This is a genomic window from Pontibacter sp. BAB1700 (genome assembly GCF_000277005.1).
GTDB classification, from domain to species: Bacteria; Bacteroidota; Bacteroidia; order Cytophagales; family Hymenobacteraceae; genus Pontibacter; species Pontibacter lucknowensis.
This window is the reverse complement of the sequence record NZ_AKIS01000202.1, coordinates 1-11,094: the sequence shown is the minus strand read 5'-3', so window position 1 is coordinate 11,094 and position 11,094 is coordinate 1. Positions and strand designations below refer to the sequence as shown.

Here is an 11,094-nt window from a genome sequence, read left to right as displayed (position 1 = left end):
CTAAAAATACTACCTGACCGAGATGTCAGGAGAAAGGTAAGCACATTTAGGACATTAAAACTGCTGATAGCATCCGCCAGCCAATATCGTGTTATATCTGAATATTTATTTAAATAGTATAAATTACTATGCAAATAACAATATTGTATACGACTGAGGATAAGGCTTGTTTCGGCAGCAGCTATAGCTGCTACTCGTTAGTTTTAGTTGAATGGCAATCAGGAGATTTAAGCAAAAGTCAAAATACTGCCTCCTGTGCTGTGGGCAGCGGTACGGGAACTGCTTTCAGATACCAGCATAGAATAAAACAAGCCCTCCCGCCAAAGGCAGAAGGGCTTGTTAAGTAAAGGGTATATGTATAATGAGCGGTTTGCTCGGAGTTCAGCTTTTGGGTATAGCCGAATTTAATTTAAGAACGAACCTGTTTTGCAGTGGCTTCTTCTTCAATCAGCGGTGCTACGTCCTCGTCCTCTTCCAGCGACCAGCCTGTTTTGAGACCGATGATGAACCAGGCCAGGGCCAGCACACCACCCGCGAAGATCGTATCACCCACCACACGCAGCCAGCGCAGGATGTTCATGGTGTCTGTCTGCATGAACTCCATAGAGCGGGCATACCACAGACCGTGCTCCACGCTTGCCCAAGTTTGCATCAGACCGATTGGCAGCACGCTGATGAGTACCATCAGGATCAGACCGATGTTAATAGACCAGAAAGCGAAGCTGATCACCCCGTCTTTCCAACGACGGCGGGCTGACAGGCCTTTGAGCACGAAGAGCATCAGACCGATACCCAGCATACCGTATACCCCGAACAGGGCGGTGTGGGCGTGCACCGGCGTGGTATTCAGACCCTGCATGTAATAGAGCGCGATCGGCGGGTTGATCACGAAACCGAACACACCGGCACCTACCAGGTTCCAGAAAGCCACAGCCACGAAAGAGTAGATTGGCCACTTGTAGGCTTTGATCCACTGCGTGAGCTTGCTGATCTGCAGGTTGTGGTAGGCTTCAAAACCGATCAGCACCAACGGCACCACTTCCAGTGCACTAAAAGTCGCGCCGAGGGCCATCACCGCCGTAGGAGTGCCGCTGAAGTACAGGTGGTGGAAAGTACCGATGATACCGCCAAACAGGAAGATGATAGTCGAGAACAGCACCGTAGCCGTCGCCATTTTGGTGTCGAGCAGGCCCATGCGCACGAACAGGAAGGCGATCACTACCGTGGCAAACACTTCGAAGAAGCCCTCTACCCACAGGTGCACCACCCACCAGCGCCAGTACTCGGCAATGGCCAGGTTAGTATGCTGACCCCACATCAGGCCAGAGGCATAGAAGATGGCAATAGCAGCCGAAGAAATCAGGAACATACCCAACAGGTGGCGTCCATCTACGTCTTTTTTAAAGGCCGGTAGAATAGCGCGCACCATCAGACCCAGCCACAGGAACAAGCCCACGAGCAGGAAGATCTGCCAGAAACGACCCAGGTCCACATACTCATAGCCTTGGTGACCGAACCAGAAGTTTTCGGTATAACCCAGCTTCTGCATGATGCCGTACCACTGACCGGCCAGTGAACCAGCTACAATTATGAGTAAGCAGACAAACAGGAAGTTCACGCCCAGTTTCTGGAATTTCGGTTCGTGACCTGATACGGCAGGCGCTATGTACAGACCGGTTGCCAGCCAGGAAGTGGCGATCCAGAAAATGGCCAGTTGCACGTGCCAGGTACGGGTAATGGAGTAGGGGAGATACTCAGCCAGCGGGAAGCCGTAAAGTGCCTGTCCCTCCACACCGTAGTGCGCCGAAACCACCCCGAGCGTGACTTGCACGAGAATCAGAGCCGTCACGATCCAGAAGTACTTCAATGTCGCCTTCATAGAAGGAGTAGCCGTCAAGCCCAACAATGGATCCTGCTTCGGCAGTTTAGAGTGGTCGATCTCCTCTTCACGGTTAGACGCATAGTAGTAGGCCAGCATTCCCACGCCTGCAATCAGGATGATCACAGAGAAACCGGTCCAGATGATGAGGTCAGAGCTAGGCTCGTTAGCCACTAGTTTCTCGGCAGGCCAGTTGTTGGTATAAGTGATTTTTTTGCCCGGACGTTCGGTCACACAGGCCCAGGAAGTCCAGAAGAAGAAGGTGTTGAGCTTCTCCATGCGCACCGGGTCTTCTACGGTGTTGTCTTTCATGGCGTAGGCATCGCGGTGCTTGGCCAGCGCCGGGTCGTTCATGAACAGGCCAGTGTAGTGCTTGCCCACCTCTGCAATCGCCTCGGCACGCAGGTCTGACACGGTCAGGATGCCTGTCTCCGGGTCATACGTGTTGGCACGGATCTGCTTCTGCAGACGGGCCTCCAGCATCGCTTTTGTCTCTTCGTCCAGGTCTTCGTACAGCACGCCTTTTTCCTGCTGCGCCCAGTAGTCCAGGAAGTACATGGCTTCCTTGTGCAGCCAGTCTGCGCTCCAGTCAGGGGCTATATAGGCACCGTGGCCCCACACTGAGCCCAACTGCTGACCGCCCGTAGACTGCCATACGTTCTGCCCGTCTTTGATGTCATCCCCGGTAAAAAGGACTTTTCCGGACGTAGTGACCACCTTAACAGGTATAGGTGGTGCTTCTCTGTAAATCTCGATACCGTAGTACCCGAGAACGGCGAAGGAGCCGACAATTACGGCAATGAACCCAGCCATAGGTTTCTGTATTTCATAAAAGGTAAAGGTTTGAGTGGTTATAGTTGAATTTGAGTTGAAAATCAGTAGCTGAGGTTCAGGCCATGAGCCTTAGAACATGTAGGTCAGGTTAACCATAGTGCGTCGGTTGCCTTCGGTGTGGTGGTGCGCCTCGGTGCTGCTCATAGGTAACTGTATTGTGCCGCCTACCGCGATGTTTTTCACATACACGCTCATGCCCAGGTTAGTGAAGAAAGAGTCGCCGCCTTTCTGCAGGTTAGGGGCCCTTCGTAGCGGTCGCCTTCGGCATGCTCATAGTACACACCCGCGCTAGGCAGCAGGGAGATGCCTTTCACATTCTGCCAGTAAAACAGGTTGGAAGAAGCGCTGACACGGTTGCCGAAGCGGTAGCCGTTGCTGTTCTCGCTGTTGAAACGGTAGGTCACATCATTGCTCAGGCCCAGTTGCTTGTAGCGGATGGTATAGATACCGTTTGCCAGGTAATCGGTGCTGCCAGTGCCGGGTTGCATGTTTGGGGCCAGCTGCTCGCCATGCTCCTGGTTGCGGTAGGCGCCTGTGGCAAGTTTGACACCGCCACCCACCTGCAGCGTGTGCTTCAGGTTCTTGTCCATTCTGTCGCCTGTGTTGATAAGCGAATAGTTGGCCATCAGGTCACATCCCCAAAGCCTCTGCTTTTGATGGCATGGTGACCACCGCTCTGTTCATTGAGCATGTAGGGCACGAAGGCGAAGATCTGCACGTTCCTGACCGGCACAAAGCGGCCCCACAGCTCGGCCGTGGCAAAGCGCTCATCGGTTACCTGCACATGCTGGCCGTGTGTGGCTGTAGTGGTATATGAGCGTGTGGTATAGCGCAGACCCATAAAGTTTTTATGGAATTGAGGCAATATGCCCATGTAGCTGCCGCCCATGGTGCAGCCTTTGTCGCAGGCCTGGCTGCTGATGTTGATGGATAAAAGGGCGATGACGATTAATAATATCTTTTTCATGACTTAGTACTCTTTGAAATTTTTAAAATAAAAAAGGAGGGTGCCGGAGTGGCACCAGGATCAGAGACTAAGCGATGAAGCGTGGGGGATGAAAAATGGAAAAATCGGGTGAGGTATAGGCAACTGCCTGGTATAGGGAGTGTCCGCTGGTTTCTTCTGGTGCTATGGCAGGCGCCACAGGAAGTAGCTCTGCATTAAAAGCAATCAGGTCGATCACGCTATGCTGCTGACGCTGCGACTGCTGTTCACGTTCGGTGTCTTTTTCCAGCTCTTTGCGCAGGTGGCATTTTCCATTGCATTCGGAGCCAGGTATAAACCTGTTCTCACACAGCTCACTGGCGATATAGGTCTTATTCAATTGGTATACCAACAAGATACCCTGCTTGCTCAAGGGCTGCACCAGCACACAGATCACACACATTATAATAGCAAGCCGTTTCATGGCATCTTCTCTTCACTTGGTTTTGGACTGTTGCAAAGGTCATACAGGCAGGCAAGGAGAAAAATGACATAGATCACTAATAAAAGAGATTAAGGTCTTCTATTGTAAGGTCTGCTTGGAATACTTTTGTACAAGGTCAAGGCGGTAAGAAATACCCCACCTACTCTTATATAATAATAGAGACATGAAAGAAACAGAAAGCCCACAGCAATCCGGCAAATCCCTTCCCAGGGATAGCGGCGGGACTTTGATCACTACCGATCTTGTTGCCCTGGCACTTGAACTGAAAGGGGAAGAGAACTGGCAGAAGAGCGGGCGAGGGTCCAGGACGATCTATAAGTCTGAGGCGATGCGCATCCTGCTGAATGTGATGCAGGCGGGCACGGAGATAAAGCCGCACCAGGCACCGGGTCCCATCAGTGTGCAGGTGGTAGAAGGAAGCATCCGGTTCAACACCGAAACGGAAACTGTAGTGCTGACTAAAGGACAGCTGCTGACGCTGCAAGAGCATGTGCGTCACAGCGTGGAGGCACTCGAAGAGGCAGCTTTTCTACTGACTGTTTCACTGCTCACTTCAAAAAGATGACAAAGGTCACTATTAAAAGAGATAAAGGTCTTTTATTTCGCGACACGCTGAGAATACCTTTGTATTGTAAATGAAAGCCAAATAGTACTGATTAAAGAGGGGGTCAAAACCTGAAAGTGAGAGTCTGCAAACACAAGACAACAACGGAACCTGATCACCTCATAGTTAAACAGGTAAACATCATGAATTTCAAAAAACAAAAACCAACCATCATGAAATCTATTAAATCCGTCGCTTTCCTTTTCCTGGCTGCTATGACACTCTATAGCTGCTCCTCTGACAACACCACAACTACTGAAACCAAGCAGGAGTCGGGCCTTGCCCATCAGGCACCTGCTGCACCGGTAGAAGATGACGGAAAAGGTATAGGACCAGTTAAGTCAGTTGAAGTGGGTGCAGACATAGACCAGGCATTGGCTTCTGAAGGTCAGTCTATTTTCGAAGGCAAATGCTCTGCCTGCCACCAGTTGTCAGACCAGAAAGTGGTTGGCCCAGGTATGGCAGGTGTGACCGAGCGTCGCAAGCCGGAGTGGGTGATGAACATGATCATCAACCCAGAGGAGATGACCAAAAAAGACCCGGCTGCTAAAAAACTGCTGGCTGAGCACTTAACGCAGATGACTAACCAGAACATCAACGAAACTGACGCCAGAGCCCTGCTGGAGTTCCTGCGTCAGAATGACAAGAATTCTTAATCTGAAACAACACGCAAATCATAATCATCATGAAATCTTTATTCAATAAATTCAAAAATGTCGCTCCTGCAGCCGCCTTTATCATGGCGGTGGGCGGTGGTGCCGTGCTGCAGGGTTGCAGCAGCGGCCCGGGCGAAGGAAGCGCTACTGCTGCAGGCGTCTCCTCTGATGCTGCGCAGGCAGTGTATGTAGCTCCTGGCAAGCACGACGAGTACTACTCTTTCCTGTCAGGTGGTTTCAACGGACAGATGTCTGTGTATGGTCTGCCTTCCGGTCGACTGCTGAAGATCATCCTGTGTTTACACAGCACGGTGAGAACGGCTACGGCTACAGCGAAGAGTCTAAGGCGATGCTGATGACCTCGCACGGCTTCGTGCCCTGGGATGACTTGCACCACCCGAAACTGTCGCGCACCAATGGTATGACGGACGGCCGCTGGTTGTTCGCCAACGGTAACAACACCCCGCGTGTGGCCCGTGTCGACCTGACTACCTTCGAGACTGTGGAGATCATGGAGATCCCGAACTCTGCCGGTAACCACTGCTCACCTTATCCAACTGATAACAACGAGTATGTGATCGCAGGTACACGTTTCTCTGTGCCACTCGACATGAAAGGCGGTACGGCTGACGTGAGCATGAACGAATATGCCGACAAGTTCCGTGGCTCTATCTCCTTTATCAAGGTAGATCAAGACAAAGGCGATATGGAACTTGACTTCCAGATCCTGGTACCAGGCTTCGACTACGACCTGGCGAACGGTGGCAAGGGCCCGTCTTCTGACTGGGTGTTCTTCACCACCTATAACACAGAGCGTTCTGGTACGCTGAAAGAACTGGGTGCTTCACAGAACGACCGCGACTACCTGGCTGCTGTGAACTGGAAACTGGCTGCCAAGTATGCTGCCGAAGGCAAGGCGAAGGAAATGCCAGCTTACTACTACCACAACAAAATGGACAAAGACTCGCACATGGCGAAGTCTACTATCAAGAAGTCTGTTCGCTACCTGCTTCCTGAGGATTGCCCAGGTATGATGTACTTGATCCCGGCTCCTAAGTCTCCGCACGGTATCGACGTGGACCCAAGCGGCGAGCACATGGTGGTGAGCGGCAAACTGGCTGCAACTATTCCGGTGTTCTCTTTCTCTAAAATGCAGCAGGCAATTAAAGACAAAGCGTTTGACGGCGAGATCAATGGTATCCCAGTGTTCAAATACGAGTCTGTGCTGAAAGCTGAAGTGCCAGAGCCAGGTCTCGGACCATTGCACACTGAATTTGACGGCAAAGGCAACGCCTATACCTCTATGTTCGTGTCTTCTGAGATCGTGAAATGGAAATTGAGCGACTTCACAGTAGTGGACAGAATGCCGGTGTACTACTCAGTTGGTCACTTGATGATCCCTGGTGGTGATACGCACACTCCTGACGGCAAGTACCTGGTGGCGATGAACAAGATCACCAAAGACCGCTACCTGCCAACTGGTCCTGAACTGGCGCACTCTGCCCAGTTGATCGACATCAGCGGTGAGAAAATGCGCATGCTCCTTGACTTCCCAACCGTAGCTGAACCGCACTACGCACAGGCTATCAAAGCCGACAGAGTAGCGCCGAACAGTGTGAAATTCTACGACCTGGCCAAGAACACCCACCCTCATGCGGTGAAGAAAGAGTCTGACGCCAGCGTAACCCGCGAAGGCAATGTCGTAAGAGTGAAAATGACGGCCATCCGAAGCCACATGACACCGGACAACATTGAAGGTGTGCAGGTAGGTGACACCGTACTCTTCCACGTGACGAACCTTGAGCAGGACTGGGACGTACCGCACGGCTTCGCAGTGATGGGCGCCAACAACGCCGAGACGCTGATCATGCCGGGCGCAACACAAACACTGCGCTGGGTACCGAAGAAAGCCGGTGTGTTCCCATTCTACTGCACAGACTTCTGCTCTGCGCTGCACCAGGAAATGCAAGGTTACATCCGCGTATCTCCTAAGGGATCAAACGTACCGATTACATTCTCTACAGGCAAGAAAAAGCCTGCCGCTTAACCAAAAGGTATAAGCCGGGCATAACACAAGCGGAGGTTGCCCGGGGCAGCCTCCGCTTATTTTTTAAATTTTCACCTTAAACCAAAAAAGGATGAAAGCTTACCACAAAGTGCTGATGATGATAGCCTCGCTGTCACTCGGTTTGTTATTCCTCTTCCCGATGTGGAAGATTTACCTGCAGGCTCCACAGTATCCGGAAGGACTGGAGATGCACATCTGGGTGAACAAGATTTCAGGTGACACTGAAGGATCGCTCCAGAATTTTAACATTCTCAACCACTACATTGGCATGGAGCCAATCCACGCCGACTCATTCGCTGAACTCAAAATCATGCCTTATATCGTCATCTTCTTTATAGTGGCAGGTATACTGGTAGCGCTGCTGGGCAAACGAAAACTGGTTCTTTCCTGGGTTGTGCTGCTGATGATAAGCGGTGCCGTAGGTATAGCCGACTTCTACATGTGGCTCAACAAGTTCGGCACCAACTTAGACCCAAGTGCCCCCATTAAGGTACCCGGTATGACGTATGTGCCACCGCTACTCGGAAGCAAGACGCTGCTCAACTTCGATGCCTTATCGCTGCCTGCCATGGGTAGTTTAGGAATAGGGCTTGCAATACTGCTGGCAGGTCTGGTCTACTTCTTCAGCCGCAGCACAGTGCATGTGAAAACAAAAAGAAAAGTAATGGCATGAGACGCTTAATCCAAAATATACTGCTGGTGGCCATGGTGCTGACTTTGCTGGCTGCCTGCCAGGTAGAGCCAAAGCCCATCGCCTACGGGGAGGTGAACTGTGCCCACTGCCAGATGACCGTGTCTGACAGCCGGTATGGCGCTGAGCTGGTCAATGACAAAGGCAAGCCATTTTATTTCGACTCCGCGGAGTGCCTGGCAGCATACCTGCAGGATAACCCGGAGCAGCAAGAGAAGGCAGCCTATCTGCTGGTGACAGACTTTACCCGACCTAATCAATTGATTGACGCCCGCAATGCCAGTTTTATACAGAGTAGGGAGCTTCCAAGCCCCATGGGTATGTACCTGACCGCTTTGTCAGATGAGGGAACTGCCACCAAAATGCACCAGGAGGTAGGCGGCCGCCTGCTGAACTGGGATCAGGCCATGATAGCCGTAAAGAACAATGAAAAACCTGAGTAAATATATTGTAGTTTGGACAGCATGCGCTTTGGTGTGGATGCTGGGTAGCCCGACGGCTCTCGGCGACACACTAAAGGTATGCAACACCTGCGAGTACCACTCCGTGAAGGAGGCCGTGAACCAGGCGAAGGCCGGTGACGTGGTGTTGGTGGACGGCGGCGTATACCTGGAGTCAGGTATAGAGATCACCAAACCCATCAGCCTGATCGGGCGCAACAACCCGGTGATAGATGGCCAGAATAGCGGCCAGATCATCACCATCACCTCATCCAACGTGAAAGTGGAAGGCTTTACGGTGCAGAACGTGGCCGTGAGCTACATGCGCGACGATGCTGCCATACGGGTAGCTGACCGTGAAAATATACAGATACTGAACAATACCGTCCTGAACACCTACTTCGGTATATACCTGCAGAACGCCGACAACAGCATCGTGAAAGGCAATGTGGTGAAGGGAGTCAATACAGGCAAGATAGAATCGGCACTGGGCAACGCCATACACGTGTGGCGCACTGACGGAGCCGAAGTAAGCGGCAACAAAGTGGAAGGTCACCGCGATGGCATCTACTTCGAATATGTGACCAACAGCCTGATCCATGAGAACATCAGTGAGCGCAACAACCGTTATGGCCTGCACTTTATGTTCTCGGACGGCAACGTGTATACCCGCAACATCTTCCGGAAAAACGGGGCCGGTGTGGCCGTGATGTATACCCGAAACATCCGGATGGAGCACAACACCTTTGAAGATAACTGGGGAGCTGCCGCCTATGGCCTTCTGCTGAAAGATATCTCGCAGAGCACGATTCTTAACAATACATTCCGCAGAAACACCACCGGCATTTACATGGAGAGCTCCAGCCGATTATACATAGAGAACAACGATTTTGACCGCAATGGCTGGGCGATCCGTCTGTTGGCGAGCTGCATCCAGGATACGTTTAGGTTGAACAACTTCACCGGCAACTCCTTTGATGTGAGCACCAATGGCAGCCCGACCATGAACCTGTTTGAGCACAACTACTGGGACAAATACAATGGCTACGACCTCGACAAGAACAGGATAGGGGACGTGCCTTACCGTCCGGTGAGTTTGTACTCTATGCTGGTAGAACGGGTGCCGCCTTCGGTGATGTTCATGCGCAGTTTTATGGTCGATCTGATGGACAGCATTGAACGGGTGCTGCCGAGTTTTATACCTGAGAGTCTGGTCGATGAACGGCCATTAATGAAGAAAGTAAATCATGATAGCGATAGAAAACTTGTCCAAAAACTACGGTAAGCTGCCCGTGCTCAAAAACCTGAGCGTGAGCTTTGGCAGTGGCCGTGTGATATCGGTTATCGGGCCGAACGGCTCTGGTAAAACTACCATGAGCAAGTGTATACTAGGTATGGTGCTGCCCGACAGTGGCGACATCAAATTCAATGGCGAAAGTGTGCTGAAGAAGTTCGCTTACCGCAGCCAGATCGGGTATATGCCCCAGATCGGAAAGTACCCAGAGAACATGAAGATCCGGCAGGTGATTGAGATGGTGCGCGACATCCGCAAAGACGCTGCCGTGATAGACGAAGAATTGATAGGCCTTTATGGTCTCAAAAATATGTATGAAAAAAGGATGGGCTCCCTGTCGGGCGGCACGAAACAGAAAGTGAGTGCGGCACTGGCTTTCATGTTCGACCCGCAGGTGCTTATCCTCGATGAACCAACCGCCGGGCTCGACCCCATTTCGGCGGAGATCCTGAAGTGCAAGATTCTGAAAGAGAAGAAAAAAGGGAAACTGATCCTGATCACGTCGCACATCATGAGTGAAGTAGAGGAAGTGGCTGACGAGGTGATGTGTCTGGTGGACGGTACGCTCAAATTCCACGAGACGATCAGCAGCATCAAGCAGCACACCAACGAGGAGCGCCTGAGCCGCGCTATTGCTAAAATTATGAACGAGGAGGACTAAGCCATGAACAAGATCATCAAATACGTACTCTACGACATTGTCAGAAACAAGATCATCGTGGCCTACACCCTGTTTCTGCTGCTGCTCTCCATAGGCTTGTTCAACCTGGGGGGCAGCCCGGACAAGGGCCTGCTGAGTTTGCTCAACCTGGTGTTGCTCACCGTGCCGCTGATCAGTATTGTGTTTGGCACGACGCACTTTTACAACTCTTATGAGTTTATGGAACTGCTGGTGTCCCAGCCCATCCGGCGCAGCAAGATCTTCATGAGCGAGTACCTGGGGGTGGCCCTGTCACTTTCCGCCGCTTTTATGATCGGAGTAGGTATACCGGTGCTGCTTTTCGCGCCGGGCGCCACGGGGCTGTACCTGGTGCTGACGGGGGTGTTCATCACCTTCATCTTCGTGGCCCTGGCCTTTTTGGCCTCGGTGATCACCCGCGACAAGGCCAAAGGGATAGGTATAGCGCTGCTGCTCTGGTTCTACTTTGCCCTGATCTACGACGGTATCGTCTTGTTTATTCTCTACTCTTTTGCCGAC

The 11,094-nt window shown here is 51.8% G+C and carries 12 protein-coding genes and 1 pseudogene; 8 read left to right on the top strand and 5 right to left on the bottom strand.

The features are described 5' to 3' along the window. Positions 1 to 409: 409 nt before the first annotated feature. The 5 genes from O71_RS19630 to O71_RS19615 all read right to left on the bottom strand — a co-directional run bounded on the left by O71_RS19630 (position 410) and on the right by O71_RS19615 (position 4,122). Positions 410 to 2,692 carry a nitric-oxide reductase large subunit gene (locus tag O71_RS19630; RefSeq protein WP_007660492.1) on the bottom strand — a complete coding sequence of 761 codons (2,283 nt, stop codon included), beginning with the start codon at positions 2,690 to 2,692 and terminating at the stop codon, positions 410 to 412. 90 nt (positions 2,693 to 2,782) lie between these two features. Continuing rightward, positions 2,783 to 2,908, bottom strand: coding sequence for a hypothetical protein (locus O71_RS26735; protein WP_255345432.1), 126 nt, complete (start codon positions 2,906 to 2,908; stop codon positions 2,783 to 2,785). Next, the gene (locus tag O71_RS19625) at positions 2,905 to 3,339 is read right to left on the bottom strand and encodes a hypothetical protein (RefSeq protein WP_040574898.1); all 435 of its coding nucleotides are present in this window, start codon (positions 3,337 to 3,339) and stop codon (positions 2,905 to 2,907) included. The genes O71_RS26735 and O71_RS19625 overlap by 4 nt, the downstream gene beginning before the upstream one ends. Then, positions 3,339 to 3,680, bottom strand: coding sequence for a hypothetical protein (locus O71_RS19620; RefSeq protein ID WP_040574897.1), 342 nt, complete (start codon positions 3,678 to 3,680; stop codon positions 3,339 to 3,341). The genes O71_RS19625 and O71_RS19620 overlap by 1 nt, the downstream gene beginning before the upstream one ends. 67 nt (positions 3,681 to 3,747) lie before the next feature. Beyond that, positions 3,748 to 4,122: a hypothetical protein gene (locus O71_RS19615; RefSeq protein WP_237717920.1), complete on the bottom strand. Its 375-nt coding sequence runs from the start codon at positions 4,120 to 4,122 to the stop codon at positions 3,748 to 3,750. A 184-nt stretch (positions 4,123 to 4,306) separates the two neighbouring features. Here O71_RS19615 and O71_RS19610 point away from each other — a divergent pair, with 184 nt between their 5' ends. The 8 genes and pseudogenes from O71_RS19610 to O71_RS19575 all read left to right on the top strand — a co-directional run. After that, on the top strand, positions 4,307 to 4,708 hold the full coding sequence (locus O71_RS19610) for a cupin domain-containing protein (protein ID WP_007660489.1): 402 nt from the start codon (positions 4,307 to 4,309) through the stop codon (positions 4,706 to 4,708). Positions 4,709 to 4,920: 212 nt separating this feature from the next. Continuing rightward, on the top strand, positions 4,921 to 5,403 hold the full coding sequence (locus tag O71_RS19605) for a cytochrome c (RefSeq protein ID WP_237717919.1): 483 nt from the start codon (positions 4,921 to 4,923) through the stop codon (positions 5,401 to 5,403). A 29-nt stretch (positions 5,404 to 5,432) separates the two neighbouring features. Next, positions 5,433 to 7,450, top strand: a pseudogene (gene nosZ, locus O71_RS19600) (Sec-dependent nitrous-oxide reductase). Between the two features lie 91 nt (positions 7,451 to 7,541). Beyond that, a complete protein-coding gene (locus O71_RS19595; protein ID WP_007660487.1) occupies positions 7,542 to 8,144 on the top strand; it encodes a hypothetical protein in 603 nt (200 codons plus the stop codon). Beyond that, on the top strand, positions 8,141 to 8,605 hold the full coding sequence (locus O71_RS19590; RefSeq protein ID WP_007660486.1) for a nitrous oxide reductase accessory protein NosL: 465 nt from the start codon (positions 8,141 to 8,143) through the stop codon (positions 8,603 to 8,605). Before O71_RS19595 ends, O71_RS19590 begins: the two co-directional genes overlap by 4 nt. Continuing rightward, positions 8,589 to 9,887 (top strand): nitrous oxide reductase family maturation protein NosD, encoded by a 1,299-nt coding sequence (locus tag O71_RS19585; protein WP_007660484.1) that lies wholly within the window; start codon positions 8,589 to 8,591, stop codon positions 9,885 to 9,887. The genes O71_RS19590 and O71_RS19585 overlap by 17 nt, the downstream gene beginning before the upstream one ends. Then, positions 9,850 to 10,557: an ABC transporter ATP-binding protein gene (locus O71_RS19580; protein ID WP_007660483.1), complete on the top strand. Its 708-nt coding sequence runs from the start codon at positions 9,850 to 9,852 to the stop codon at positions 10,555 to 10,557. Before O71_RS19585 ends, O71_RS19580 begins: the two co-directional genes overlap by 38 nt. Positions 10,558 to 10,560: 3 nt before the next feature. Beyond that, positions 10,561 to 11,094 (top strand): ABC transporter permease subunit (locus O71_RS19575; protein WP_007660482.1); only part of this gene is annotated, 534 nt, incomplete at its 3' end.